The organism is Micromonospora sp. NPDC048835, from assembly GCF_040649995.1.
GTDB lineage: Bacteria > Actinomycetota > Actinomycetes > Mycobacteriales > Micromonosporaceae > Micromonospora.
Window position 1 is genome coordinate 1 of sequence record NZ_JBEZGM010000033.1, and the last position, 25,843, is coordinate 25,843.

Genomic DNA, 25,843 nt, shown 5'->3' on the forward strand with positions numbered 1-25,843 from the left:
TACGCCTCCCACCAGGCCGTCCCCACCGTGTGCGTGTTGATGGGCAACCGGACCGTGTTGACACCCATCGTGGACGCCATGTCGTCGTACAAGGCATTGGCCTTCGCTCGCACCGTCGCGTTGCTGTCCGAGGCGCTCAGACCCTGCACCACAAGCGGACCGGTCTTGAAGTTGTCACCCAACACCGCCCAGTTCATCCCCCGGAACTGATTGGTCGCGGCAGTCGCCGGCGACGACGCGACGACGACCACCCCCACCATGGCCGTCATCGCGCTCACCAGCGCGATCAGCAGACGGCGCAATCGGGTGCTCGGCAATACGTGTCCATGGGACGACTTCCTCTGTGTCATGACATGTCCAATCGGTGTGGGTCACAGTCGGAGTTCAGCTGGTCACGCGGAAGGTGGCGTCGACACGGCTCCGCGTATCGGAGATCGGGTCGAGCCGGAGCAGGTAGCTGTTCCTACGCCCAGGTCGGCGACGACGTTGCGATGGGTCCCACCGACGTCACTACAGGCCCAGGCCCCGCAGGGTCGGTACGGTCTGGCCCACCCAGGCGAGGTCGGCGTCCTCGCGTGCACCCTGGGTGCGTTGTGTGCCGGCCAGGAACCACAGGAAGTAGGTGGTGTAGCCGGGTGCGCTGACGACGGTGTGGTACCCCTCGGGCATCATCTGCATCACATGGTCACGGATGGTGACGTTCTCCTCGTACCCGTCGTCGGTGTAGACCCGGCTGATGCCGAAACCGTTCGCCGGGCTGACCCGGTAGTAGTACATCTCCTCGTGTGCGGCCTCGGCGGGCAGGTCGTCGACCTTGTGCCGGTGTGGCGGGTAGGTGCTCCAGTTGCCCGAGGGCGTGTAGGTCTCGCCGACGATGAGCCGGCGGGCGGGCAGCTCCGGCTGGGAGATCTCGGTGAGGATCTGATGGTAGGTACGGCCGAAATTGGCCGCTCCCCAACGGCCGCCCGCGACCTGCTCCGGCGCGATGACATAGGGGTCGGTGGCCAGCTCACTGGGCGCGCTCGGTAGGGCGATCTCCACGGCGGTGACGGCTTCGACGGTCACCGAAGAGCCAGCCGGGAGGTAGACGGAGTGCGGCTTGCCGGAGAAGACGTCCGGACGTTGGCCGACCTGCGGGAAGTCGCGGCCGGCGACGGTGAAGTTGGCCGTTCCACCGAGGATGACGGCCAGGATCTCCCGGTCACCGGACCCGCCGGTCCAGGACTCGCCGGCCGACAGCCGCAGCAGGGTGAAGTCCAGCAGCCGGCAGGGATTGACGGGCAGCGTGTTCCGGCCGTCGGCGGCAGGAATGGTGCAGTGGTAGCGGTAGTCCATGGTCACCTTTCGGGAGGCGGGGTGGTGGGGTCGGTGCGCGGTGGTCACCAGGGGCTGGTCCAACCCGCGATGGTGGCGCGAGTGAGGGCCTCCAGGTAGAAGTAGTCGCCCCACAGGGTTCCCTCGTCGACGCCGACGCTCTTGGGTTTGTCGTAGACGCCGTGCAGGATGAGCGCGTTCGAGACCGGATGGCCGTCGGTGGAGTAGTGGCCGATGAGCGATCGCAGGATCTCGGCGGCGGCTGTCCGGTACCGGTCGGCGCTGGCCGTGTCGGTGAGGCCGTCCGCCAGTTCGACCAGGCCACAGGCGGCGATGGCCGCGGCCGAGCTGTCCCGCTCCTGGCCGCTGCCGTCGCCGAACTCCAGGTCCCAGTACGCGACGTGGTCGTCGGGCAGGTGGGCGAGGAAGCGGTCGGCGCAGGTCCTGGCGGCGGCGAGCAGCGCCGGGTCGCCGATGTGCCGGTGGTTGAGGCTGAACCCGTAGATGCCCCAGGCCTGCCCGCGCGCCCAGCAGGAGTGGTCGGAGTGGCCCTGTTCAGTTTCCCCGCGTAGCGGCGCACCGCTGTCCGTGTCCCAGTAGAAGGTGTGGAAGGTGGTGCCGTCCGGACGCAGGATGTGCTGGCGTAGCTGAGCGGTGTGCCGGCGGGCCGCGGCGGCGTAGCGGTCGTCGCCGGTGGTCTGGCTGGCCCAGAAGAGCAGCGGCGTGTTCATGAGGCTGTCGATGATCGTGCGCCCGCGTTGGCGGGGGTCGTTCAGGTCGCCCCAGGCCTGGATGATTCCGGCGGGTTCGAGAACGCGCGTCATCAGGTGGTCGGCGGCGGCGAGGGCCGCGCCTCGGGCCTGCGGGTCACCGGTACGACGGGCCGGGGTGACGCAGGCGAGGGTGTAGAGGAAGCCGAGATCGTGGGTGTCCAGGTCGATGCCGTCGGTCATCCGGGCCGCGAAGCTGTCCACGTGCGACATCGCGGCCCGCAGGTAGCGATCCGCACCGGTCAGGTCGTGTGCCAGCCAGAGCATGCCCGGCCAGAAGCTGGTGGTCCAGCCGACGTTGGCGCCCTCGGGCTGGCCAGCACTAGGTGGCCGGAGCAGGTAGCGGTTGGCCTCGGTGGTGTCCCCGGGGTACCGGTCGCCGAAGGTGACGATGTTCGCCTCGACGGTACGTATCGCGGCGGCCACCGCGGCGGCCGTGGCTTCTGCGTCGGAGCTGGGACGGACGTCGGTCGCCGTCATGGATGCTGTTCTCCCTCGTGTGTCCGGTCGGTGCCGGGCAGGTGTGTCATCGGCGTCCCGGCTCGGTGGCCGGCACGTGGTGTTCCGGGGCTCGGGGTGCGGTCGCCGGCGGGTCGAGGGCGGCGCGCATGGTGAACAGGCTGTTGGCCCACACGACGTAGAGCAGTGGCGCGGCGGCGAGACCGAGCGCGATCGCGGGGCGGGCTGCCAGAATCTGGGCGAGCAGCGCGAGCACGAGCAGCGACACGGCGGTGAGGTACCACCGGCGCACCGCCAGGTACACGCAGGCGCGAGCCACCTCGCGCAGCGGCGCGGTGGGCCGCTCGGCGACGGTCACCAACCCGAGCAGCGTGGTCGCGACGGTGAGGACGATCAGGGTCGCCAGCACCGGCAGGGCGAGTGCCCCGACCCGGTGGCCCCACGCGACGCGGGCGTCGACGGCGAGCACGACCAGGGCAGCCATGGCTACCGCCGTCCAGAGCATCGCCGGCCGGGCGGTGGCTCGCCAGGCACGGCCGTAGGTGCGCAGCACCCCGCCGGACTCGCCGGCGGAGTAGGCGGACATGACCGCGAAGACCGCACAGAGCCCCGGCGCGCAGAGCGGGGCGGTCAGCGCGTACAGCGGCCAGGAGCGTGCCGCCTCGGTAGTGAACGCGAGCGTCACCAGTGGCAGGCAACCGAGCACCAGCAGCAGGTTGCTGACGAGCGCGACGTAGAACCCGTCGAAGACGGCGGTGATGGTGTCGTGGCGCGAACGCATGGGCCTCAGCCCTTCAGTCCGGTCGAGGCGATGCCCTCGATGAAGTAGCGCTGGCCGAGCAGGAAGATGACCGCGACCGGCAGCACGGACAGCACCGAGCCCGTCATGATCAGCGCGTACTCGGCGTTGTACTGGGAGATGAAGGTGTTCAGCCCCAACTGGATGGTGCGCAGCTCCGGGCTGCGCAGGTAGATCAGCGGGCCGAGGTAGTCGTTCCAGGTGGTCACGAACGTCAGCAGGGCAAGGCTGGCCAGCGCAGGTCGGGACAGCGGCAGCATGATCCGTCGGTAGATGCCGAACTCGCTGAGCCCGTCCACCCGCGCCGCTTCGCTGAGTTCCTCGGGGATCGTCTCGTAGAACTGCTTCATCAGGAACACGCCGAACGCGCCGAACGCCTGTATCGCGACGATCGACCACAGCGTGTTCGACAACTGCAGCTTCGACATGAGGATGAACTGCGGGATCATGTACGACTGCCAGGGCACCGCGATTGTCCCGACGTACGCCAGGAAGAGCGCGTTGCGGCCGGGAAAGCGGATCCGGGCGAAGCCGTAGGCGGCGAAGCTGCCGGTCACCACCTGTAGGAGGGTGACGACCACCGACAGCAGCAGCGTGTTCCCCAACCACGTCGTCATGTCCGAGCGCTGCCAGATGTCGAGGTAGTTTCGCCACACCACGGGATCGGGGAGCCAGGTGATCGGAATGGTGAAGACGTCGTTGTTGTTCTTCAACGACGCCACCACCATCCAGTAGAACGGCAGCAGCAGCCCGGCCGCCGCGAGCACGAGTGCGGCGTACCCGACGAGCCGCCAGCCCTGCGACCGGACCGGTCGGCCGGGCGCGCTGTGGTTGTCGGGCCTGGCGACGGCCGGGGTGGGCAGCGAGAGGTCGGTCGCGGTCATCAGCTGTTCCTCCGCTTGTTGACCATGAACTGGATGACCGTGATGGTGAAGCAGATGGCGAACAGGACGACGGAGACCGCCGAGGCGTAGCCGAACTGGTTCTCCTCGAAGCCCTTCTGGTAGATGTACTGCGACAGCACCAGGGTCGACTGGCCCGGTCCGCCGCCGGTCATCACGAGGATGAGGTCGAAGACCTTGAAACTTTCGATGGTGAGCAGCACGGTGACGAAGAAGGTGGTGTGCCGCAGCCCGGGGAGGGTCACGTGCACGAACCGCTGCCACGGTGTGGCGCCGTCGGTCTCGGCCGCCTCGTAGAGCTGGGCCGGGATGGTTTGCAGGCCGGCCAGGAACAGCAGCATGTAGTAGCCCATGTACCGCCAGGTGCCGACGATGATGACCGCCGGCATCGACCAGGTCGACGACGTGGTCCAGCCCGGCGCATTGTCCACCCCGACGGCACCGAGGAGAGCGTTGATCGGGCCGTACTCCGGGCTGAACAGCTGGTTCCACACGATCGCGATCGCCACGATCGAGGTGATGTAGGGGAAGAACGCGACGGTGCGGAAGAACCGCACGCCGCGCAGTCTGCGGTTGAGCAGCAGCGCCAGCCCGAGTGACGCCGCGAGGGTCAGCGGGATGTGGAAGACGGTGTAGTAGACGGTGTTGCGCAGTGCGGTCCAGAAGCTCGCGTCACCCCACATCCGCCGGAAGTTGGCGGTGCCGGTCCACTCGGCCACCCCGAAGACGTTCCAGCTGGTGAAGGCCACGTAGAACAGCACCGCGACGGGCAGGAGGGTGAGCACGGCGAAGCCGACGAAGTTGGGCAGGATGAACGACCAGCCGGCGACCGTGTTACGCGACACCAGCCGCCGGTTCCTGGGTCTCGTGCGGGGCAATGTTGCCATAGGGAGTCTCCGGGAGCGTTCGGCATGGTGGCGGGGCCGGCGTGCGGCTCAGGCGCGCCGGGCCCGCCATCAGCTCACTGGTTGAGGACCTCGTTCTTGGCACGGGCCTGCGCCTTGCTCAGCTCCGCGTCGACGCCCTTGCTGTCGGAGAGGATCGCCGAGTGCGTCTCGTTGAGGAGGTTCTGCAGGCCGGCGGTGTGCTTCGACACCGGGTTCTCCGGCTTGATGGTGTGCTTGGCGTAGGCGAACTTCGACAGGTCGTCCTGCGGTACGCCGTCCAGCCCGAACAGCGTCGCGGTGACCGCGTCGGTGACCTGGGCCGGGGTGATGCCGATCCCGGCCAGCGCCTTGGCGGCATCCGAGCCGGCCGCGTACTCGAGGAAGGCCTTGGCCGCGGCGGTCTTGGACTTGCTGATCTTCGGGTTGATCCCCAAGCCGGTCGGGTCACCGAAGGTGACAGGTGTGGCGGAGGTGCCGGTGGTGGACTTGTCGAACTGCGGCGCCGGGGCGATTCCCCACTGGAACTTGTCGGCGTCACCGCTCTGTCGCTGGTTGAGCAGCGTGGCCACGTACCAGGTGCCCATCAGCACCATCGCCGACTGCTGCTTGCCGAACTGCGCCTGGTAGGTGAGTTTGTTGGTCTTCGCGGTGCCGAAGGTTGGCTGCGCGCCGGCCGCCTGCAGGTCCAGTGACCGCTCGTAGTACGGCTTCAGGTAGCCGAAGTCCCCGGAGAGCAGGTCCGCGTTGGGGGTCTGGGCGAGCGCGAATCCCTGCACTGTCGACTGGAAGGTGTGCTGGTACGCGCCGGTCGCGTTCGAGCCGGCGCCCTTCAGCCCGGTGTGCAGTCGCTTCGTCGCGTCGGTGTAGTCGTCCCAGGTCCAACTGCCGTCCGGCGGCGCCACCTTCGCCTTCGCGAACAGATCCTTGTTGTAGAAGAGCACCCACGAGTCCAAGCGGTACGGCACCGCGTACGCCTTGCCATCCACCTGGTAGGACGCGAGCGCCGGGACCGAGCCGAGACCGGAGGTGACGTCGGAGACGTCGAGCAGCTGACCACCGCTCTGGTACGTGTAGAAGTTCTTGAGGTTCTTCATGACGTAGACGTCCGGGGCGGTGCCGGCGGCCAGGTCCGTGATCATCTGGGTGTCGTAGTCGTTGCCTGGGGCGTACTCCTTGAGCTCCACCGTGACGTTCGGGTGGGTCGCCTTGAAGCCGTCGGCGAGCGTCTTGAACTCCGGCGTGGACGCCAGGGTCCAGCCGGCCAGGGTGATCGTCACCGGGGCGTTGGGGTCGACTGGCTCGTCTCCGCCCCCGCAGCCGGCGAGAACAAGCGTCAGGGCCGTCGCGGCGCAGATGACGGCCGGTATCGCACGCTTCATCCCTTTCTCCTTCAGGTCAAGGGCCCGGACGGGCCCGTACTGCTACCAGGCCGCTTGGGTGGGCCGGGCATGCTCCGTGTCCAGACGGGTCGACGTGCTGATCCCGTCGGGCCAGTCGACCGCCAGGTGAAGGCCGTCGGCGTCCTCGTCGACCCCGGCCTGGCACGCCTGCCCGGCCATGGCTGCCGGCACTCCGGACAACTCGATGAGGGCGGTGGCCCATGCGCCCGGCCGGACGGGGTGGTCCAGCCAGGGCACGACCAGTCCGCCGGCCAGCGGCCCGCCGTGCGGAACGGCGGTGACACCGGCCGTTCCGCCGCCGTGCACGCTTTCGAGCCTGCTGGTCAGGCCGGCCCCGGTCACGACCGCCACCCGGTCGCCGACGGTCGCCGTCGCGTCCCCCGGAACGGCCCAGCCGCCGATCCGCAGCCGCAGCGCAGCCGCCTCGACGCCGTCGGCGAGGCCGTCGACGCGGGTCAGACGCAGCTCCCAGGGGCCGCGGACCAGCGAGTACACCGTGAGGTGCCCGGCCGGTCGGGACCGGCCCAGGAGGCCGCCGCCGTGATCGCGCTGACCCGGATCCGGGTCGACCCAGTGGGCCAGGGCACGTGACCCGGCCACACCAACGCCGCCGGTGTCGACGCGCACGGTCAGCAGGCGCATGCCGGCGCGGTGGGTGACCCGACCCGCGTCGTCGACGAGGGTGACGGACTGGTCGAGCGGGCTGGCCCAGCCGCTGTCGTCGAGGACCGGGGTGGTGGCGGTGGAGTAGCCCAGCCGGGCGTAGAGCGGGGAATCCGAGACGGTGGCACCCTCGACGGCGTGATCGGTGCCGTGGTTGACGACGCGGACGATGCCGTCGGCACGGGTGCCGGAGACCAGCCAGCCGGGCGCGGGTACCGCCCGCACCGTGTCCCGCTCCTCGACCGGCAGCGGCTCCTCGGGAGTCGTCCACACCGGGTGGTCGGCGGGTAGGGCGATGCCGAGCAGGCCCTTGCTGGCCCAGTACGGCGAGCCCGGCCCGGAGTACGACTGCGCCAGTCGCGGCCACGGCCCGTGCCAGCCGAGGGTGAGCAGGCCTCGTTCGTCCAGGGCGCCGTTGGCGACGAAGTGACGCACGATGCGGGTGGCCGCGCCGCGCAACCGGCCGAGGCTGACCGAGGGCACGCCGGCGACGGCGCCGACCCAGAACGGCGCCGCCGCGGCGAAGCGGTAGGTCAGGCTTCGCCCCTGGAGCAACGGCGATCCGTCGGCGCCCACGAGCGCGACCGCGTCGACGAGGAAGCGGTCGAGGCCGGCCAGGTCCCGTTCGCGGCGCTGCTCGGCGAGGTCGGCGGCGCCGGCCATCCGGGACCACAGCGTCGGGTAGAGGTGCAGGGCCCAGCCCACATAGTGGTCGTAGGCACGGTCAGGCCCGTCGGACATCCAGCCGTCCCCGCGGACGAAGCCGTCATGCGTGGTCAGGTCCTCGTTCATCTCGTCGAGCGAGTGCGGCCCGCCCACCGACCGCAGGAACGTCTGGACGACCAGCCGGAACCAGACCCAGTTGATCCGCGGGTACGTGTCGTCGCCGACCGCCGGGCGCAGATAGTCCACCACCCGCTCTCGTACCGCCGACGGCAGTCGGTCCCAGATCCACGGGCGGGTCAGATCCAGGACCAGCGCGATGGAGGCAGCCTCCACCTTGGCCTGTGGGTGCTCGTCCAGGCGCACCCAGCGGTCCGGAGAGCTCGGGTCGGTGCCGGCGGCGACGCCGGCCGCGTACCTGTCGACGAGCTCGTCCACGCCCACCCCCTGGGCGCCCGCGATGCGGAAGCCGGCCAGCAGGAAGGTCCGCGCGAACCCCTCCAGGCCGTCGACGGCCCGACCGTAACCGCCCTCCGGCCCGGGAAAGGTGACGAGGGCGTGCCCGGGCGACGCGAACGGCCGGGCGGCGGCGAGCATCCGATCGGCGAGGGTCAACCAGTCATCCCGGTGCCAGGTCGCGGCGGCGGGGGCACCGGGGTTCGTCCCCGGTGCCAGCCGGCCGGCCGTCCCGAAGGTCATCCGAGGTCCTGTCGCATCGAGCCGTCTCCGTGGAATATGGCGAGCGGGGCGTTGCCCATGAATGTGACGTACAGACATCCGCCGGGTTTCCGAAGTAAAACGCTCACAACAGAGCAAGTCAATGCTGTTCTCAAACCTCTATGGACACAACCGATCAAGAGAGCACACAACAGCGCCTCGGCGAGCCAAGTGCTCTGATATGATCACAACCGTTCATAGCCGCTCTACCGCCCGAGGAGTCATGACCGTCGCAGACCGCCTCGCGGACCCGCTGGCCGCGGTGTGGCACGGTCACCGGCCGGAACCGCCGGCATGGGTGCTCGCGTCGCCGGACGACGCCGGGAACCTCGACCCGGACCAGGCGACCTCGCCGCCCCACCGCCACCTGCTCGTCGCCGGCCACGCCGAGACCTCCGCATTGGACGGCGTCAGCCAGCAGCCGGGTTCAGCGCCGTGCGCCGCGACGACCCGGCGGAGCACGACTCCTATGCTCTTTGACGGATGGGGGGATCAGCCGATCCGGCTCGCGGTCGACGTCACCGCGTTCGACCCGGCCGGCGAGCTTGTCCGCACCCTGCAAGAGCTTTCGCCGCACGAAGCGTTCCCCGGAGGTCCCCCATGACCAAGGACAGTCCTGTCGTCGCCACGGCGGAGGGCTCCCGAGGGCCGCTTCAGGTCGCCCGCCGCCAGCAACTGTTGGCAGCCCTGCACCGGGACGGCTCGATGCGCATCTCTGACCTGTCCCACGTGCTGGGCGCCGCGCCGGTCACCATCCGGCGCGACATCGCGGAGCTGGCCGCCGAGGGGTTGGTTCGCCGCGTCCACGGTGGGGTCGCCCTGATCCTGCCGGACGACGCCCCGGCAGCAGACGAGGCACCTGCCGCCGGCCTGGACCCGCTGGTCGGGCGCGCCCTCGGCATGCTCGTGCCCTCGTTGGACTACTACTGGCCGGACGTGGCTCGCGGCGTCGAGGGGGCAGCCCGCGAGCTCGACATGCGCGTGGTTCTGCGCGGCTCCTCCTACGACACCGAGGACGACCAGCCGCAACTGGCCCGTCTCGTGGAGCGGATGGGCGTCGACGCGCTCATCATCGCGCCGAGCATGGACGCCCCGAGCGCCGAGCGCACCATCGAGTGGCTCGACCAGGTCGGCCTCCCGGTCGTCCTGCTGGAACGCACCGCTTCGGTAGGCAGCCACCACGCGGTCATGGAGTCGGTGGTCACCGACCACGCACTCGGTGCAGCCATGGCAGTACGCCACCTCACCTCGCTCGGACACCGCAAGGTCGGCCTGGTCCTAGACGCCAACAGCCCCACCAGCCAACACGTACGGCGCGGCTGGCTCGACGCCACCACCGAGTGCGGCCTCGATCCGGACGCGACGGTCGTGGCCGTGGTGCCCGACGCACGGTCACCGGAGCGGGACACCGCACTCAACGACGTCCTCGACCAGTGCCAGGCGACCGGGACGACGGCACTGCTGGTGCACGCCGACGCCGAGGCCATCGCGCTGGTGCAGCACTGCGAGGAGCGGCACCTTTCCGTTCCCGGCGACCTCTCCATCGTGGCGTACGACGACGAGGTCGCCGGGCTCTTCAGCCCGCCGCTGACCGCGGTCCGACCGCCGCGACGCTCGATCGGGCGGGCCGCCGTGCGTCTCGTCGCAGACCGGCTTGTCGACCCCGACCGCCCCACTCACCGGATCGTCATCAGCCCGTCACTGCGGATCCGGGAATCCACCGCGCCGCCACCCGCATAGGCGATATGCCCCGGTCCGGAACATTCGGACAGGGCAAGCCAGGGTGATCTGGACCGTTCACCTGGCGCGGGCGGGTCGGCCGTGACCCGTGCCGGGGTTACGCCACGAGTTGCAGGTGCACGCGCACGCCTTCCAGCCACGGGGTCCGGCCGTGCCCGTCACAACATCACGGACCAATACCCCACCGCATCCTGCCGACGAGCACACACATCACCGGAGGCGACTACGTGAGCGCATCGCTACTTTGGGCAGCTCGGCGGACCGAGGCGATGTGAACCCACGAGAACCTCATGTCGAGCATCGCTCAAGGCTTGTCATTTTTGTCAAAACCCCTTGTTACCATCCGTAACCAAATCGGGCTTGTCGTTGGTTGCCAGAAATAGGCATTAAGCTGCACAGAAACGACCAAACACTGGTCGCTTCTTGTCACTGATTGTCGCCGAGAGCGCCATCTGTTCCGGCTGACACTCGTCATCGCCGAAGCGTCCCGGATCGGCCAGCGGCCGGGCGATAATCGTGTCCGCGTGGCTCACGGCACTGCCGCGTGTGTAACCGGGACGCTCGCTGCGCTGTGTATTCCTGTGGCGGGGCGACGAGCCCTCTCGGCTCTGCCTCGGACAATGCTGTGGCGCGTTGGGGTCCGGGTCGAGGACAGTCGCGATCATGCTGGCTTCATGTCGAAGCGTCACGGATCTGGTCGCCGCGCAGGCGCGCGGGGAACGGATCAGGTTTATGTTCTTCTGGGGGCACCAGCCGGAGCGCGACGGCCGGGTCGGCGCCGGATGCTTGAGTCAGTGGTGGCCAGCGCCGTTCATGATCGACGGGCTCGTTTTCGCGACCGCGGAGCACTACATGATGTGGCGCAAGGCCATTCTGTTCGGTGACGACGCGATGGCCGAGCGGGTTCTCGCCGCACCGCATCCACACGCGGCCAAGGCTCTCGGCGGCCGGGTCGTCTGCTTCGATCAACGGACCTGGGACGAACACCGCTTCGAGATCGTGGTGGCCGGCAACCTGGCCAAGTTCGGTCAGCACGCTTCGCTGCGCGCGTTCCTGGCTGGTACCGGACGACGGGTTCTCGTCGAGGCCAGCCCGATGGATCGGATCTGGGGTATCGGGCTAACTCGAGAGGACCCCGTCGCCTCCGACCCGGCTCGCTGGAGGGGCCTCAACCTGCTCGGGTTCGCGCTCATGCAAGTTCGCGACGTCCTCCACGAAGAGCCGGAGCGGTAGCCGTCGCTAGACGCCGAGGTCACGGACTTGCCGCATTCCGCTCGTCGCCGCGACGTGGTCGGCTACGCCAGGCTTACGAGTAAGTGCCAGGCGGCAGCGCTGAGTGTCCACAGCGAGCGGCCTCGGAACTGGTGCGCGACACTGGGCTTGTGGACCACTCGTTGAAGGTGCTGTGGTCACGGCTTCTGCACCTGCGCTCGAACGAGTCGACGTTGGCGACGGCGCTCGGCGTCCTTGTCGTGGCGGAGCGGCACTCGCGTCTGGTTCGACTGGACCCCGAGACCGGGGTGCCGTTATGGGAACGGGGCGTTGAAGACTGCTGGGGCACTACCGTCTGCGCGGGGGAACGCTGTCTCTATCTGAGTCAGGCCGGTGTCGTGCATTGCTTCGACATCCACAACGGGCAGCGAATGTGGTCGACGCCGAACCTGGGCTTGCACCGCTACATCAGTGTCACTGGATCCATCGTCTTCCTAGGCGGGTGGCGCGGCTACCGCCAACTGCTGCGGCTCGATCTAACGAACGGCCAACCTCTGCCGGGCCAGTTTCCGGCGCCCGCGCCAGGCAGCAGCTTGGCCTGGCCGTTGCCCGTGCGGTTGGACCCGGAGCGCGGCTCCGCGGCCGATGCGATCCTCGTCGCGACTGCCGACCAGGCGGCACTGCTGCTGCTGGACGCTCGGACCGGTGTTACCAGGGGTGAGTGGTCGCTGCCGGAGCCGGTGCGCTTTCGCGACTCGGGCATCGCCTTCAGTGTCGGCGAAGACGGCCGCGTCGTCTTTCTCAGCGGCAGGCGCACCGTCATGGCCCTGTACCCCGGTAGCGGCGTGGAGCTCCTGTGGCGGCACGACCGTGACCTGCCACTGCTGCCACCGATCCTCACCGGTCGGACGCTGTGGCTGGCCGACGACTCCGGCGTTACGATCATCGATCTCGACCGCGGTGCCCGTACGGAGGTGATGGACCTCCCGTACAGTGCCACCTGCGGTGGTGTCCCCGTCCCCGGAGGTGTCCTCTTCGCCCGGTCCGGCAACCAACTCGTTGCAGTGAACCGGATCGGGGAAATCGCCGCCCGCGTGCGACTTCCCGCACGCATCGACCGGCTACTTCCCGACAGTCGATCCCTGGTACACGCCATGGGCAAAGGCCACCTCACCACGGTCGACATCTCGGCCTCCATAAGTGGCCTGACCTGAGGGCCCGGATCGGGTGCTGCGCTGCGGCGTGGAAATGCAGGGAGCCGGTGGCATCCGCCTCTGCCGCTGACGCGGCGCCAGGCTCCTTGACGAGGGCGATCGGTTGAACGCCCGGTCGTGCTGACGTAAGTGCCTCGGTGCGATGACGAGGGCGCGGATCGGTGACGCGTTGACGAGGTAGAGTCTCGCGTCGTGGTGGCAGGGGTTGATCAACAGGGTGAGGATGGCCGCCGTCTCGGTCAGGAAGCGATGCGGCGGCTACGGCTCAGGTCCGTCTGTGCGATCGACCCCGGACTCACCGACTCCGAACTTGACCGGATCGAGCAAGAATTCGGGTTCCGGCTTGCCGTCGACCACCGGGCCTTTCTGTCCGCAGGACTGCCGGTGAACGCCCGGTCCGAGCCACGCGAGCCGGGCGTGATCGACACCCACCCGCAGCCGTGGCCCGACTGGCGCAACGGGGACCGCGACCAGCTGCGCAGCCTGCTGGACTGGCCCAGCGAAGGAGTGCTGTTCGACGTCGAGAACAACGGCTTCTGGTACGACGGCTGGGGTTCACGTCCAAGCGGCACCGCAGCGGCATTGGCGACAGCGACGCGCATGCTGGCGCAGGTTCCGAAAATGGTGCCCGTGTACGGGCACCGGTATCTCCCTGGTGACCCGAGGGCCTTCGGCCACCCGGTGCTTTCGATGTGGCAGACCGACATCATCTACTACGGGTTGGATCTGGCCGACTACATCGGCCGGGAGTTCGGTCGAGTGGGCCCAGGCGAAACCCCGTGGGAGCCGACGGCGAGCGTCGAGTTCTGGCGCGATCTAGTCTGAGCCGTACTCTTTCCGGCCGTTCCATCTGCCGGGGCAGCCCCAAGCCAGAGCAGGTGTGTGGCGAGCGAAGCGTCGTCGGCAATTCCAGTGGAGGGCTGTCTCTATCGCCCTGGTCAGACGCGCACATCTGCCGCCGAGCCGGCGCCACAGACGGCGACCGCCCCCGGCGTCCAGCCTCCGGTCGTGCCGATGACCGTGCATCCGATCATCACCGTGAAGGGCTTGATGTTATAGCTGGGAACGATGGGCGGACCGAGGTCGACCGCTCCGCTGATTCTGGCGACGATGCCGGATCCGGTGTGTGTCGCGCTGGCGGACATCGATGACGGTCTGCGGGGCGCCGCACCCTGGTGGACTTCGATTTCGCTGTTGCTCGACGTGTCGAGTAGGTGGGCGGCGAGGCAGCCGACGCTGTTGGCGTTCGCGATTTCCTCGTTGACGTCGATCGCGGGGGCGAACATGCGGGCTGTGGCCGTCCTTGCGGTCGGCGAGAGTGCGTAGGTGAAGCAGCCGAGGTACCCGAGTCTGCGGCACTCGGTTGCCAGCCGATCGAAGTCGGGCTGCATGGACAGCAGCGTCCGATGATCTCGAACGGGGACGAGAAGTCGTGGCGTGCCGGGCGAAGCGACCCGAACGTCGGCGGCGATGTCCGTTCGTTGCAGGCCGAGGGCCGCGATGATGCCACCGCCGGTGGCGTCGGCGTGGTCCGCCAGGGCGATGACGCCTTGGTCGAACCAGACTTCGCCACCGCCGCGACGGCGGATGGCGGTCGTGGCGAAGGTGCGGCCTGCGGTGCGCTGGCGCCCGTGGTGCTCGGTTGCGCCGCTGCGGTGAAGCAGGACGGCTTGCGCGGCGATCGTGCCATGGCCGCAGTTCGTGAGTTCCCCGGCGCTGGTGAAGAAGCGCACCGTGAGCGTGTCCGCTGTGCTGGTGTCGATGAACGCGGTGTGGGAGGTGGCGGTCCTACAGGTGATGGCATGTCGGTCGTCGTCGTGAGGGTAGCGTCGTCGATCACGACCGCGGTGGGGCTGCCGCCTTGACCGTCGCGGGTGCAGGCGTTCACCACTGCCATAGGTGGGCCAGCCATCAGGCGGCCGTGATGTCGGCGAAGCGGGGAGCGCCGCGCTCGAGGTCGACGCGTGCGGTGCGGGCGGCGAAGCAGATCGCGTGGTACCACCCGCACAGGAGGAGCACGTCGAGCAGTTGCCGCTCGTCGAGCAGTTCCTGCGCGCATCGCCACAGTTCGTCGTCGACGTCGGACGAGTCGTGCAGGGCATCCACCATCCGGATGAGTGTGGCTTCGCGGCCGGCCGTCCAGCTCGGATCGTCAGGGGAACCGCAGGTGAGCGAGGTGACCTCGGCCGGCGTGAGTCCGGCCCGGTCGGCGAAGACCATCACGTGGACGCCCCACTCGTATTCGCAGCCGCAGCGCGCGCAGGTGCGCAGGATGACAATTTCCCGCTCGCGGAGTGTCAGGGTCAGGTCACGGCCGAGTTCGTACCTGCCCCAGTTGCTCATCGCGGTGGTCATCGGCAGATTCTTGGCGAACGTCCGGAACAGGCCGATGGGAGGCATCCCGACCGGCATCATCGTGGCGAGTTGTGCCGCCACGTCCGGCGCGAACGGCGGTTCGAGCGTCGAGATGCGAGCCATGGCCACCCTCCAAAGCTTCGGATTCAGAAGCACGGTAGCGATTCGATTTCCGAAGCGCCAGGGGTGATGCTTCGCGGTTCAGCTCTCGCCGTCCTCGCTCAGTGCTGCGGCCCACGCTTCGGACCAGCGAACAAGCGGACGCAATGCCTGGTAGGCGCCACGGCCCAGACCGGTGAGCGTGTAGGCCGCGTCCGGCTGCTGGGCGACGAGGTGGGCGTCAAGGAGTTCGGTCAGCCGTTGCCGCAGGACACTGGAAGACATGTTGTCGCAGCGCTGCTGCAACGCGCGGAACCCGACCGGTCCGTGCTGCAGCTCCCAGACGATGCGCAGATTCCAGCGGCGGCCGAAGAGGTCGAGGGCCGCCATGAGGGGCCGCCCGGTACTCGATCCGCGTACCGGCCGGCCCGGCTTGGGTGCCGCCATCGCCTGCGACGCCCAAGCCACGGACGTCTCGGACAACCTCGAGCGACTCGGCACCGACCACGGGCGATGTCCCACACCCGCATTGCCCAACGATGCTCAGGGACGAACCTGGTCACCGACCCCGGTAAATGAGGGGTTTTCGGGGGGCGGCCCAAAACCCCATAGACAAACTAAAGCCCTGACCAGCGTTTCCGCTGGTCAGGGCTTTCTGCCTGTCGGGACGGCCGGATTCGAACCGACGACCCCTTGACCCCCAGTTTTGCAACGATTCTGTCACGGCATGCCGGAATCTATTTATACGTCCCCTAATTCGGACAGAGCGACATCTCCCCATGACGGCCCCTGCCACCCGGTGTTGGGAACGTCGCCACCCACACACTCTCGTCGTTACCGTTCCCGTTACCGCGAGAAGTCAAGGACCATTGGTGCCGCCAGGTTCGGGTAGTTTCGTCGCGAAGACGCAGCCAGGCAGACCGTCACCACCCCAGCCCGGTTCTGCAGGACTCCCTGCCCAGCGCGTGCGCGGCACATCTGGGAACGCCGACCGGAGCGCATCGTCGCACCGCATCTGGCAAAGGTTGTGGTACTCAGTGAAGGCTCTGATTTCGTAGACTTCGCCGGTGCAAATGATCTCCATGCAGCCGGCCCCCTTGTCGACGGACGCCATCGTCCTTCGCGAAGCCATCACGCGGGCACAAACCGGTCTTGTCGACCGGGAGCTGGTCGCCGAGGTTGTCGTGCTCTGTGCCGTCGCCGGCGAGCATGTGCTCGTCATCGGCGCACCGGGCACCGCCAAGTCTGAGGCCGTACGGCGAACGGCTGACCAGCTCGGCGGCCGGTACTTCGAGTACCTGCTGGGACGGTTCACCGAGCCGAACGAGATTTTCGGCCCTGTCGACCTCCGCCGGTTACGTGAGGGGTCGGTGGAGTTCGAGACCTCGGGCATGCTGCCCGAGGCGGAGGTGGCGTTCCTCGACGAGGTCTTCCTCGGTTCGACGGCGGTCCTCAATACACTGCTGGGGATTCTGAACGAACGAGTGTTTCGGCGCGGATCAAGTGTCCTGTCGTGCCCGCTGCGTGTCTGCGTGGGCGCCGCAAACAGCCTGCCTGATGACCCCGCTCTCGCCGCGTTCGCGGACCGGTTTCTGGCTCGCGTCTTCGTCAATCCGGTCCCGGACGCGCGACTCGACGAGCTGCTGGAGGTGGGGTGGAACGTGGATTCTCGGCGGCCCGATCTGACGGGATCAATGCTGCCGGCATTGGATCGGCTTTCTCAGGCGGCTCGTGAATGTGACCTTACGGGTGTGCACGGCCCGCTGGCGTCCGCGATCCGTCAGATGCGCCAAGCCGGCGTACCGCTCAGTGACCGCCGGGTGGTGCGTTCGCAGCGCCTGGTGGCCGCTGCGGCGACCCTGGACGGGCGCGGTGCGGCGACTGCCGACGACCTCTGGGTGCTTCCGCTGATCGCGCCGACACTCGACGCTCAAGCCTCGGCCCTGGAGGCACTGTCAGACCTGGTGGCGCAGGGACGAAACGCCAGTCTGGTGTACGCGGCGGAGGAGTTCGCCCGGGGCCCGCAGGCCCGTGCAGCCCGGCTGGTCGAGACTGGCCGACGCCTGCTCGACGAGCTGGGCACCGGGCCGCTGACGCACGACGGCCGGCTGCGCTACGAAGCGACGCTACGGGAGATCGACGCGGGGTTCGTCCTGGCCGATGCCCCGCAGGCGCTGCAGGAAATGCGCGGCCTCCTAGTCGCCGCGATCCGGCGATGAGCGCGCCTCACCTGTCCCTGCAATGGCGTGGGCGCGACACCCCGTTGCCCGCTGCGGCTGTGGCAGCGTCGGGTGCGGTGGTGGCGGAGTTGCGCGCGGACGCGCTGATGCGGGTAACTGCAGGCGCCCACCTACGTGCCTGCGCCGGCCGGGAACAGGGCTGGTTGATCGTGCTTGGCGATCGGGCAGAGCTTCCGTGGGCTGACGGCGCGATCTACCTCGGCTGGGACGATGGTGTGCTGGTACCGACGCTCGCCCAGCCGTGGCCGTGCGCGGATCTGTTGCGCGAGCCTCTGCGCCACCTCACCAACCAGCAGACCGGACTGATCGCATTGTTGCCCGGACTGGTCCTGGCTGGCCCGCTGCCGCGGGAACCACTCGACCCCGCACGGCTGGCACCCTCATGACCGACCGCTTGGCTCTCCCGGCAGCGCTGGTTCCCTGGGCGTCGGCGCTGTCCGCATTGACCATCGATGTGGCACTTGCCATGGGCCCGTTGGTACGACAGATCAATGACCTGTTTGCCGTGACGGAGGGCGGCTCGACGGAAGACGGCCAGCCAGACGGGTACGACGGCCTGGCGGCCCGTGGCACCATCGAGCGGCTGCTCCCGTCGCAGTTGCTGTTGATGCAGGAGCTACCGGACGAGTTCATTCGCCGCGCCGCCGGCGGGGAGCTTCTGTACCTGGCACCGGCCAATCGATCGGCCGCGCTGCGTGGACGGGTAGCCGTCCTCGTCGACACCGGCCCAGGGCAGCTTGGTGCCGCCCGGCTGGTCCAGCTCGCTGCGCTCATCGCTCTGCATCGCCGGGCCGCCGGCCAGGGACGGTCAATGGTGGTCGGAGTGCTGGGTGAACGGCCGGGCAGCTGGCGGGGCGGTGAACTGAGTAAACAGCTCGCCGGTTGGCTGGTCGCCCGCAAAGCTGCCGAACCGACCCCGACGACCGTGAGGGAGTGGAGGGAGCAGCTGGATGCGGCCGATCAGGCCTGGCTGCTGACCGGGCCGCGACTGGCCAGTCACCTGCCCGACAGGAGCCGGGTGCTGGTAAGTAACGAGCAGGAATGGGGTGTCGACGGAGCGACCGTTGTACGAGTCGTCGTCGGTGAGCGGCATCTCGATCTCCCGTTGCCTCGCGGTGAGGTCGCCCTGCGGGTCCTGCGCGGCACCGGCTTCCGTGACGCCTCCGTCGGTGTCAGCGCTGGCACCGGTCCCCTGCGGAAGCCGATGTTCCCGAGCGCGGCGCCGTACCTGATCGCCCGTGGCGACGGCCCTGCTGAAGTCCTCTCGGTCCGGGTGCCGACCGGGCGACCGCGACGACACCAGCTGCCCGGTCCGGCGCTGGCAGCCTCCTGGTTGGGTCGCCGGCTCGTGGTCCTGACCTGCGTCGACGAGACGCTACGGGCGGTCGTGACTGGTAAGACGCTGGGCCGACTGCAGGAGCTCTCGGTACCACTGGCCGCGATTGGCATGACGGTCAGCGAGGTCGAGGCAGCCACGGAAGGGGCCCTGTCGCCACTCTATTTCCAGGGGGGTGTCCTGCTCTGCCAGCTCGGTGGCAACTGGTGGAGTCTGTCCACCGAGGGCAGCCACCAGCTGTCGTCGTACGTGACGGTTGCCCCCGGCAGGCAGATGGATGACCCGCGCTTGGCCTGGCGGGCCGGCACCCATATCGGGGTCACGGGCGTGGCTGGTGGGGCGCGGATTCCCGCTGATGCTCAGGTCGTCCTCGGAGCCGGGACGAGGACGGCCTGGTCGTTGGGCGGCACCACCTGGCGCATCCACGCTGCGGCCGGTCTCGTCGGCGACGTGACAGTCACGAAGGAGGCAACGGTGATCGGCTTGGTCGACATCGACGGTCCGCAGCTGGTGACCCTGTCGAGCGGCGGACTGATCGTCCGTCTGGTCTCGCCGGCTCGAACCCAGACCCTTACTCGCTGGTCGGGTGGTATCGCCGAGCCGGCCCTGCATCCGACCGAGCCATGGCTGGCGGTGCCACGCCCGGAAGGGCTGATCGACGTCGTCGATCTCGCCACGAACCACATCCTGCGTACCGTCCGGAGCACCGGATGAGTTCGTTCCGCGGCCGGCTCCCGGCCCGCGCACTCCTGATCGACGTCTGCCTGATCGGGGAGGCCGAGGCGCGCCGTCGGGTCGTCGAGGCCTGGCAGCCCGCAGCCGCACTGTTCGAGCTACCCGGCGGGGCGTGGCTGCTGGAGTTCGACCAGACGGTTGAGGTGCGCGCGGAACTGGCTCCTGGCCTCGTTCTCGTCGACAGCGGCGGCGTCTTACACCTCAGCGGCACACCCGTCGAGGGCGCCGCGCCCGGCGACGTGCTGATCCCGCGCGCCGGTGCGACAACGTGGGTCAGCCGGGCGGCGCTGACCCGCGTCGACCGGGATTCCTGGACCGACCTGACCGCTTTGCGGATCGAGCCGCTCGCGGCTTTGGACGGCCCGGTTGTCGCGGCGGTGGCGCCGTCGCCCTGGGAGCCGCTTCCACCCGCGCCTGGCCTGCGCGCGGTGGCCGGTGTCGCGCCGCCGCCGCGGCGGATCCGCCGGCTGCTGGCCGCGTCGACCCGTCCGAACCGTCGGATGCGGCTCTCTCCCACTGCTTCCGGGAAGCTCGCTGCGGTCGGCGCGGTCGTTTTCGTGTTTGGCCTTGCCGCGCTCGTCGCGGCGCCGCTCCGGATGCTGGTTATTGGCGTCGGCGCGGGCCTGCTGTACGGCCTCAGCAAGGTGATCGCTTCAGGCGACGCCGCTGCGGCGGACAACAGCCCAACGCAGACTGGTCGCGGCACGTCGTCGGGTGGCTGGTGGAACACGCTGCTCGCTCGGCTCGTGCTGACCAGCCGGGCCGCCTGGCTGGCTATCAGCGCGCAGCAGCGTTACCTACGGCGGCTCGACGCCGCATTCGAGCGCCGCGACTGGGACAAGGCGCTGCGTGAGGCGATCGCTGTCGGTGGTTCTAATGGGCCCCCGACACTTCGGCTTCCCCGACCACGCACCGGGGAACTCGTGCCGCACGCCCAGCTCGAGAACGGGTCGAGGGTCCCGCTCGGCTTCGGGGCCGAGCAACACCTGCGGACGCTCTACCGGCAGGCGGCCACCGAGCTCGACCGCGCCGGACGCGTCGAGGAATCCGCTTTCGTCCTCGCAGACCTGCTTGGTCTACCCGGCGAGGCCGTCGCACTGCTGGAGCGACACCACCAGTACCGCCTTGCCGCCACCCTCGCCGAGGGACGTGAGCTCGATCCGGACCTGGCGGTAAGACTGTGGTGGCGGGCCGGCGAGCGTGACCGTGCGCTGCACGTTGCGCGGTCACGGGGCGCATTTGCCGGAGCTGTCGAGCGACTGGCCCGGGTCGACGCAGTGGCTGCCCGACAGTTGCGGGCCGAGTGGGTGCGCGCACGACAGGCCGCCGACGATCATGTCGGTGCCATTGACGCGGCATGGCCGGACACCGAGCTGCGCCCGCTCGTGGTGACGAACCTCCAGGCCGGCATGACGCTCAGCGGCCACACTGCGGGGTACCTGTTCGCACACCTCGTAACCTGGCGCCCGAGCACCGACACGGTGACCACCGCAATCACGCTGCTCGACGGTCGTGACCAGGAATTGGCGCCGGCCCAACGCGGCTTCCTGGTGGCACTGTCCGAGCTGCACTGCGCCGACAAGGCACAGGACCGCCGGCTTTGCACCACCGCGCTGCGTCTCATGGTCCGCATTGCGGGAGGTGATCCCCTCGGAGATGCCGACGAGCGCAGGCGGATCGCCGGCAGGCTCCGGCCCCGGGCTGACCGACTGGCCGCCGCCGACCTGCCACCGCTGCCGGCCGGACGAGCGCCCGCCCCGGGCACCCAGATTGACATCACGTCGACCGACGAGGCCGGACAACTACCGATCCATGACGCGGTCCTGCTCTCCGGCCGCACCATCCTGACCGCACACGGCGAATTCGGTGTACGCCTGATCGGCCTGGATGGACGGACCCGCGCCAGCTGGGACACGCCTGCACACCAGCTTGTCGTCGCCGACCACGGTGCCAATGTCCTGCTCGTAGCGCGGCGCGGTCCCGCCTGCGAAATCCGCAGCCTGAACCTGAGCACGCGCCGGCTGCGGCCGCCCGTCGTCATCACCGCGCACCACGTGCTGCCCAGCTACGACGGTGCGTTGCTCACCGTGGTCGATGACGACGGCATCGTATTCATCGACCTGACCGCCGCCACCCCCCGCATCACCTGGCGTGAACTGGACCCCACCAGCGCGGTTATCGACATCGCCCGGAGCCCGACCAGCCTCGCCGCACTGGTCCGGGTCAACCATCAACTGGGCTCCGGCGCAGCCCGCACCGAGGTGTGGCGCTGGGACTTACCCTCACTCATGCTGCGGACGCGCCGAACGGTCCACCTCGACGACCTCGCCAGCGTCGCGCTGCTCGCGTCCTCGACGCTGACGACCACCAGCCACGACGAGCACACCGACACCTACCACGTGGTTGGGCACGGATCAGAGGCCCGGACCGTGGATACGAAGCCGACTCCGTTGGCCAGCGGCGAGACGTCCGCTCTACGCATCGACCGTCCAGACCACACCGCTGTGGAAGTCGTCGACGGCAATCTACGCGTCGTCTTTCCGCCAATTGTCGGCGCGATCGGTATTCGACGCCACGCTAACACCCTCACAGTGTGGGAGCCGAACGGCAGGTTGGTCGTCATCGACCTCACGCTTTGCCAGGCCGTCGCTAGCCTGCGGACCCGTCTCTAGGCGGAAAACTTCACCGGGCCAGGCTCGTCCTGTTCGCTGCGACCATCGCGCTTCCACGATCGGGGCGAGCCCTCTAGATGCCGAACCGCTGGGTGAAGTTGTGGATAAACGTCTCGGTTGGACCCCCCGCGAACACCTGGCGTGCCGCACCAAACTGCGCAAGCATGGCGCGGGCCTTGGGCAGGTCGCCCAACATTGCCAGGCAGACAGCCAAAGTGCCGTACTCGACCTGTGACTTAGGCTGTCCGAGCAGCGTGTCAACCACGGCCGACAACGTCTGATGCCTGGCCAAGAACGGCTCACCGTAAGACCACAAGTCAGCAACCAGCTGGGCAACGGCCTCGTCTACCTGCTCAGGCGACGCGACCCACCAGCGAGACGGCGCGACGTTCGTTGGCTCCTGGCCGCGGATCAAATCGATCATGCTTGCGCCCACCTGGCACACAGTGCCCCTTCGACCATAGAGGCACCTCTGCAACTCCGCAGCGGCGACGTGTTCGACGCCTGCGGTGGAGTCGAGCGAGACAATGTGGCGTCCTGCGAGGTTGACTCCGAAGTGGAAGACAAACCCGTTGAAGGGCTTACGCACAAAGGCAACCTCATCATCGGGCACGAAACGATGACGCCGCCATCCACCTGCTTCCAGCCGGTCGTTCAATCGGTCGGCTACCCGGACCGCAATCGGGGTGGCCGGCTCTGGTCCTGACGTCATCCGGGAATCGTGGCACGCGACGTGATGGCTCTTGCAGCGGCACGGACGAGGTGGTGACTTGAGCCGAGAGCCGCGAGCACGCGACCAGGCCACGCCTTCACGTCATCCACAGGACAGGGCATCGGCACCTGCGACCGTCGCCTTACTGAGGCCAGGAGCCGGGCCAACCGGAGATCCTGCTGCGCCAGGGGCTCCTGGGACCGCCCGACCTAGCTAGACAGGTGGCAACATCTGCAGCGCTTGACGCCGAATCAAGAACCAAAATGCCGCTCCATCCAGAACGCAGATGAAGCGGCAGGTCAGAGCGTTCTACAGGGCGCACACCGACGGCCAACCACCCCCGTGGTTACCGCCAACAATGATCATCCGTTACAGGATGTTACCGCCGTTACCTGAGAAGATCTTCATCTCCCCAGGTCAATCGGTCGGGACGGCCGGATTCGAACCGACGACCCCTTGACCCCCAGTCAAGTGCGCTACCAAGCTGCGCCACGTCCCGCCTCCGCGTGGTTTCCCCCGCGGCAGCCGGTACAGCTTAGCGCAGCAGCTCCGGGTCGTCCGCACAGGCCCCACCGCCACCGCGACTGGACCGAACCACCGCACAACCCCTAGAGCGTCCTAGGAGGGTGGGGTTGGATGGACGAATGCCGGATGGGCAGGTTCACCCATCCGGCATTCGCGGAGCAGAACGGCAGAACGGCAGAACGGCAGAACGGCAGAACCGTCAGCCGTGCGCCTTACCTCGGCCGCCGGGGCCGAGCTTCTTACGCGGGCGGACCGAGATCTCGATGGGGCTGCCCTCGTACCCGAATTCCTCGCGGAGCTTGCGCTCGACGAAGCGCTGGTACCCGGCGTCCAGCGGGCCGGTGGTGAAGAGCACGAACCGCGGCGGCGCCACACCGGCCTGCGTCGCGAACAGGATCCGCGGCGCCCGCCCACCTCGCACGGGGTGGGGGGTGGCCTGCACCAACGCGGTGAGCCACTGGTTGAGGTGCGCGGTCGGAACCCGGGTTTCCCAGCTGGCCAGCGCCTTGTTCAGGGCCGGAGCGAGCTTGTCCACGGCACGGCCGGTCATCGCCGACAGGTTCAGTCGGATCGCCCAGGGGATGCGGCGCAGTTCCCGGTCGATCTCCTTGTCCAGGTAGTACCGCCGGTCGGCGTCGACCAGGTCCCACTTGTTGAACGCGATGACCAGCGCCCGACCCGACTCGGTCACCATCGACAGGATCCGCTGGTCCTGCTCGCTGATCGGTTCGCTGGAGTCCAGCAGCACCACGGCCACCTCGGCGGCCTCGATCGCGCCGGCGGTCCGCAGGCTGGCGTAGTACTCGGTGCCGCTGGCCTTGCCGACCCGCTTACGCAGCCCGGCCGTGTCGACGAGCTGCCAGGTCTGGCCGCCGATCTCGACCAGGCTGTCCACCGGGTCCACAGTGGTGCCCGCCACCGAGTCGACGACCGCCCGCTCCTCACCGGAGAACCGGTTGAGCAGGCTGGACTTGCCGACGTTCGGCCGTCCGACAAGCGCCACCCGGCGCGGTCCACGCGGACGGTTCTCCACGATCGCCGGCGCCTCCGGCAGCGCGGCGAGGATGGCGTCCAGCAGGTCGCCGGAGCCGCGCCCGTGCAGCGCGGACACCGGGAACGGCTCACCGAGACCGAGCGACCACAGCGAGGTGGCCTCCATCTCGATGGAGTTGTTGTCGGCCTTGTTCGCCACCAGGATCACCGGCTTGGCGCTGCGCCGCAGCATCTTCACCGCGGCCTCGTCCACGTCGGTGGAGCCCACCATTGCGTCGACCACGAAGAGCACCACGTCGGCGGTGACGACCGCCGTCTCGGCCTGCGCCGCGATGGCCGCGGCCCGGTCCTTCGCGTCCGGCTCCCAGCCGCCGGTGTCCACCACGGTGAACGCCCGGCCGTTCCACTGCGCGTCGTACGGAACCCGGTCGCGGGTCACGCCAGGGACGTCCTCGACGACCGCCTGCCGGCGGCCGATGATCCGGTTGACCAGCGTCGACTTACCCACGTTGGGGCGACCGACGACGGCCACCACCGGCTGCGGGCCGGTCGGTTCCTCGACGGCGAGGTCCGGCTCCCGCAACTCGACCCAAGAACCCTCGCTCATGCCGCTCCTCCGCTTCGCTCCGGAGCGCCATGAGGCACAACCGCGACACTCATGCCACGCCCCGCTCGGTGAGCAGCTCGCGCAGCCGCGCCACGACCTCGTCGATGCCCAGCTCGGTGGTGTCCAGCACCACCGCGTCGGGCGCCTGGGCCAGCGGGTTGACCTTGCGGGTCGAGTCGAGACGGTCCCGCCGGGCCAGGTCGGCGGCGGTGGCCGCGACGTCGGCGGAGTCCTCGGCGCTGCGCCGGGCCGCACGGGCCGCCTCGGAGGCGGTCAGGAAGACCTTCAGGTCGGCGTCCGGCGCCACGACCGAGCCGATGTCGCGCCCCTCGACCACCATCCGCCCAGCGTTGGCGATCATCTCGCGCTGGCGGGTGACGAGCAGCTCGCGAACGGCGGGCACGGCGGCGACCGCGGACACGGCTCCGGTCACCTCCGGGCCCCGGATGTCCGCGTCCACGCCCACACCGTCGACGGTCACGGCGTACCCCTGCGGGTGGGTGCCGATGTGCAGCTTGACCTCGCCGGCGACCTTGGCCACCGACGCGGCGTCGGTCAGGTCCACGCCGGAGCGCAGCACGGCCCACGTGATCGCCCGGTACATCGCCCCGGTGTCCAGGTAGCGCGCGCCGATGCTCACGGCGAGTCGCCGCGACACGGTGGACTTACCCGAACCGGACGGCCCGTCCACAGCGACCACACATCGCTCGGCCCGTACGTTTTTCTCCACCGTGTCCTCCTCAGCCCGTACCTCGCGGATCGCCCGGTGATTCGGCGCCGCAAGCGGTTTGGTCAATCGTCATCAATCATGCCCGGGCCCTCTGACGGG

General features: G+C 68.8%; 22 protein-coding genes, 1 tRNA gene and 1 pseudogene. 9 read left to right on the plus strand and 15 right to left on the minus strand.

Annotated elements, in window-relative coordinates; genetic code table 11:
- From AB0C15_RS28165 to AB0C15_RS28200, 8 genes and pseudogenes are all read right to left on the minus strand, one after another.
- Positions 1-317, minus strand: a pseudogene (locus AB0C15_RS28165) (glycosyl hydrolase family 5); the annotation flags it as partial.
- A gap of 193 nt (positions 318-510) precedes the next feature.
- Entirely contained in the window at positions 511-1,398 is an 888-nt protein-coding gene (gene iolB, locus AB0C15_RS28170; protein ID WP_357356908.1) for a 5-deoxy-glucuronate isomerase, read from the minus strand.
- Positions 1,380-2,564, minus strand: coding sequence for a glycoside hydrolase family 88 protein (locus AB0C15_RS28175; protein WP_357356910.1), 1,185 nt, complete (start codon positions 2,562-2,564; stop codon positions 1,380-1,382). Before AB0C15_RS28175 ends, iolB begins: the two co-directional genes overlap by 19 nt.
- A 46-nt stretch (positions 2,565-2,610) precedes the next feature.
- Positions 2,611-3,324 (minus strand): hypothetical protein, encoded by a 714-nt coding sequence (locus tag AB0C15_RS28180; RefSeq protein ID WP_357356912.1) that lies wholly within the window; start codon positions 3,322-3,324, stop codon positions 2,611-2,613.
- A gap of 5 nt (positions 3,325-3,329) precedes the next feature.
- Positions 3,330-4,226, minus strand: a complete 897-nt coding sequence (locus AB0C15_RS28185) for a carbohydrate ABC transporter permease (protein WP_357356914.1) — start codon at positions 4,224-4,226, stop codon at positions 3,330-3,332.
- The gene (locus AB0C15_RS28190) at positions 4,226-5,089 is read right to left on the minus strand and encodes a sugar ABC transporter permease (protein ID WP_357356916.1); all 864 of its coding nucleotides are present in this window, start codon (positions 5,087-5,089) and stop codon (positions 4,226-4,228) included. The genes AB0C15_RS28185 and AB0C15_RS28190 overlap by 1 nt, the downstream gene beginning before the upstream one ends.
- A gap of 116 nt (positions 5,090-5,205) precedes the next feature.
- Positions 5,206-6,510, minus strand: a complete 1,305-nt coding sequence (locus AB0C15_RS28195) for an extracellular solute-binding protein (protein ID WP_357356918.1) — start codon at positions 6,508-6,510, stop codon at positions 5,206-5,208.
- Positions 6,511-6,552: 42 nt separating this feature from the next.
- A complete protein-coding gene (locus tag AB0C15_RS28200) occupies positions 6,553-8,556 on the minus strand; it encodes a DUF2264 domain-containing protein (protein WP_357356920.1) in 2,004 nt (667 codons plus the stop codon).
- A 241-nt stretch (positions 8,557-8,797) separates the two neighbouring features.
- On the opposite strand from AB0C15_RS28200, the gene AB0C15_RS28205 reads away from it, so the two are divergent.
- The 5 genes from AB0C15_RS28205 to AB0C15_RS28225 all read left to right on the plus strand — a co-directional run bounded on the left by AB0C15_RS28205 (position 8,798) and on the right by AB0C15_RS28225 (position 13,565).
- Positions 8,798-9,178: a hypothetical protein gene (locus AB0C15_RS28205; protein WP_357356922.1), complete on the plus strand. Its 381-nt coding sequence runs from the start codon at positions 8,798-8,800 to the stop codon at positions 9,176-9,178.
- Positions 9,175-10,314: a substrate-binding domain-containing protein gene (locus AB0C15_RS28210; RefSeq protein ID WP_357356924.1), complete on the plus strand. Its 1,140-nt coding sequence runs from the start codon at positions 9,175-9,177 to the stop codon at positions 10,312-10,314. The genes AB0C15_RS28205 and AB0C15_RS28210 overlap by 4 nt, the downstream gene beginning before the upstream one ends.
- A 663-nt stretch (positions 10,315-10,977) precedes the next feature.
- Positions 10,978-11,547 carry an NADAR family protein gene (locus tag AB0C15_RS28215; RefSeq protein WP_357356925.1) on the plus strand — a complete coding sequence of 190 codons (570 nt, stop codon included), beginning with the start codon at positions 10,978-10,980 and terminating at the stop codon, positions 11,545-11,547.
- A 149-nt stretch (positions 11,548-11,696) separates the two neighbouring features.
- Positions 11,697-12,740, plus strand: a complete 1,044-nt coding sequence (locus tag AB0C15_RS28220; protein WP_357356927.1) for a PQQ-binding-like beta-propeller repeat protein — start codon at positions 11,697-11,699, stop codon at positions 12,738-12,740.
- A 384-nt stretch (positions 12,741-13,124) separates the two neighbouring features.
- Complete coding sequence (locus AB0C15_RS28225; protein WP_357356929.1) at positions 13,125-13,565, plus strand: hypothetical protein; 441 nt, start codon at positions 13,125-13,127, stop codon at positions 13,563-13,565.
- A 113-nt stretch (positions 13,566-13,678) separates the two neighbouring features.
- Here AB0C15_RS28225 and AB0C15_RS28230 read toward each other — a convergent pair whose 3' ends face one another.
- The 3 genes from AB0C15_RS28230 to AB0C15_RS28240 all read right to left on the minus strand — a co-directional run bounded on the left by AB0C15_RS28230 (position 13,679) and on the right by AB0C15_RS28240 (position 15,584).
- Positions 13,679-14,620 carry a PhzF family phenazine biosynthesis isomerase gene (locus AB0C15_RS28230; protein WP_357356995.1) on the minus strand — a complete coding sequence of 314 codons (942 nt, stop codon included), beginning with the start codon at positions 14,618-14,620 and terminating at the stop codon, positions 13,679-13,681.
- A 31-nt stretch (positions 14,621-14,651) separates the two neighbouring features.
- Entirely contained in the window at positions 14,652-15,218 is a 567-nt protein-coding gene (locus AB0C15_RS28235; RefSeq protein ID WP_357356931.1) for a carboxymuconolactone decarboxylase family protein, read from the minus strand.
- A 78-nt stretch (positions 15,219-15,296) separates the two neighbouring features.
- Positions 15,297-15,584: a helix-turn-helix domain-containing protein gene (locus AB0C15_RS28240; protein ID WP_357356933.1), complete on the minus strand. Its 288-nt coding sequence runs from the start codon at positions 15,582-15,584 to the stop codon at positions 15,297-15,299.
- Positions 15,585-16,267: 683 nt separating this feature from the next.
- Between AB0C15_RS28240 and AB0C15_RS28245 the strand changes: the two genes are divergently transcribed.
- Genes AB0C15_RS28245 through AB0C15_RS28260 form a run of 4 tightly spaced genes read left to right on the plus strand, consistent with a single transcriptional unit; the run spans position 16,268 to position 22,177 of the window.
- A complete protein-coding gene (locus AB0C15_RS28245) occupies positions 16,268-17,413 on the plus strand; it encodes an AAA family ATPase (protein ID WP_357356997.1) in 1,146 nt (381 codons plus the stop codon).
- Positions 17,410-17,820 (plus strand): hypothetical protein, encoded by a 411-nt coding sequence (locus AB0C15_RS28250; RefSeq protein ID WP_357356935.1) that lies wholly within the window; start codon positions 17,410-17,412, stop codon positions 17,818-17,820. Before AB0C15_RS28245 ends, AB0C15_RS28250 begins: the two co-directional genes overlap by 4 nt.
- Positions 17,817-19,484 (plus strand): hypothetical protein, encoded by a 1,668-nt coding sequence (locus AB0C15_RS28255; RefSeq protein ID WP_357356937.1) that lies wholly within the window; start codon positions 17,817-17,819, stop codon positions 19,482-19,484. The genes AB0C15_RS28250 and AB0C15_RS28255 overlap by 4 nt, the downstream gene beginning before the upstream one ends.
- The gene (locus tag AB0C15_RS28260; RefSeq protein WP_357356939.1) at positions 19,481-22,177 is read left to right on the plus strand and encodes a bpX6 domain-containing protein; all 2,697 of its coding nucleotides are present in this window, start codon (positions 19,481-19,483) and stop codon (positions 22,175-22,177) included. Before AB0C15_RS28255 ends, AB0C15_RS28260 begins: the two co-directional genes overlap by 4 nt.
- 73 nt (positions 22,178-22,250) lie before the next feature.
- On the opposite strand, the gene AB0C15_RS28265 is transcribed toward AB0C15_RS28260, so the two are convergent.
- The 4 genes from AB0C15_RS28265 to cmk all read right to left on the minus strand — a co-directional run bounded on the left by AB0C15_RS28265 (position 22,251) and on the right by cmk (position 25,744).
- Positions 22,251-22,889: a hypothetical protein gene (locus AB0C15_RS28265; protein WP_357356941.1), complete on the minus strand. Its 639-nt coding sequence runs from the start codon at positions 22,887-22,889 to the stop codon at positions 22,251-22,253.
- A 425-nt stretch (positions 22,890-23,314) separates the two neighbouring features.
- Positions 23,315-23,388: transfer RNA gene (locus AB0C15_RS28270), tRNA-Pro, on the minus strand.
- A 225-nt stretch (positions 23,389-23,613) separates the two neighbouring features.
- A complete protein-coding gene (der, locus tag AB0C15_RS28275; protein ID WP_357356944.1) occupies positions 23,614-25,014 on the minus strand; it encodes a ribosome biogenesis GTPase Der in 1,401 nt (466 codons plus the stop codon).
- A gap of 49 nt (positions 25,015-25,063) precedes the next feature.
- Positions 25,064-25,744, minus strand: coding sequence for a (d)CMP kinase (gene cmk, locus AB0C15_RS28280; protein ID WP_357356946.1), 681 nt, complete (start codon positions 25,742-25,744; stop codon positions 25,064-25,066).
- Between the last annotated feature and the right edge of the window lie 99 nt (positions 25,745-25,843).

Bases quoted from the DNA above. Each gene is read 5' to 3' on its own strand.
- AB0C15_RS28235 (WP_357356931.1), bottom strand. From the start codon at position 15,218: ATGGCTCGCATCTCGACGCTCGAACCGCCGTTCGCGCCGGACGTGGCG.
- AB0C15_RS28195 (WP_357356918.1), bottom strand. From the start codon at position 6,510: ATGAAGCGTGCGATACCGGCCGTCATCTGCGCCGCGACGGCCCTGACG.
- AB0C15_RS28185 (WP_357356914.1), bottom strand. From the start codon at position 4,226: ATGACCGCGACCGACCTCTCGCTGCCCACCCCGGCCGTCGCCAGGCCC.
- AB0C15_RS28210 (WP_357356924.1), top strand. From the start codon at position 9,175: ATGACCAAGGACAGTCCTGTCGTCGCCACGGCGGAGGGCTCCCGAGGG.
- AB0C15_RS28215 (WP_357356925.1), top strand. From the start codon at position 10,978: ATGCTGGCTTCATGTCGAAGCGTCACGGATCTGGTCGCCGCGCAGGCG.
- AB0C15_RS28180 (WP_357356912.1), bottom strand. From the start codon at position 3,324: ATGCGTTCGCGCCACGACACCATCACCGCCGTCTTCGACGGGTTCTAC.
- AB0C15_RS28255 (WP_357356937.1), top strand. From the start codon at position 17,817: ATGACCGACCGCTTGGCTCTCCCGGCAGCGCTGGTTCCCTGGGCGTCG.
- AB0C15_RS28250 (WP_357356935.1), top strand. From the start codon at position 17,410: ATGAGCGCGCCTCACCTGTCCCTGCAATGGCGTGGGCGCGACACCCCG.
- AB0C15_RS28205 (WP_357356922.1), top strand. From the start codon at position 8,798: ATGACCGTCGCAGACCGCCTCGCGGACCCGCTGGCCGCGGTGTGGCAC.
- der (WP_357356944.1), bottom strand. From the start codon at position 25,014: ATGAGCGAGGGTTCTTGGGTCGAGTTGCGGGAGCCGGACCTCGCCGTC.
- AB0C15_RS28260 (WP_357356939.1), top strand. From the start codon at position 19,481: ATGAGTTCGTTCCGCGGCCGGCTCCCGGCCCGCGCACTCCTGATCGAC.
- AB0C15_RS28265 (WP_357356941.1), bottom strand. From the start codon at position 22,889: ATGACGTCAGGACCAGAGCCGGCCACCCCGATTGCGGTCCGGGTAGCC.
- AB0C15_RS28240 (WP_357356933.1), bottom strand. From the start codon at position 15,584: ATGGCGGCCCTCGACCTCTTCGGCCGCCGCTGGAATCTGCGCATCGTC.
- AB0C15_RS28200 (WP_357356920.1), bottom strand. From the start codon at position 8,556: ATGACCTTCGGGACGGCCGGCCGGCTGGCACCGGGGACGAACCCCGGT.
- AB0C15_RS28245 (WP_357356997.1), top strand. From the start codon at position 16,268: ATGATCTCCATGCAGCCGGCCCCCTTGTCGACGGACGCCATCGTCCTT.
- AB0C15_RS28175 (WP_357356910.1), bottom strand. From the start codon at position 2,564: ATGACGGCGACCGACGTCCGTCCCAGCTCCGACGCAGAAGCCACGGCC.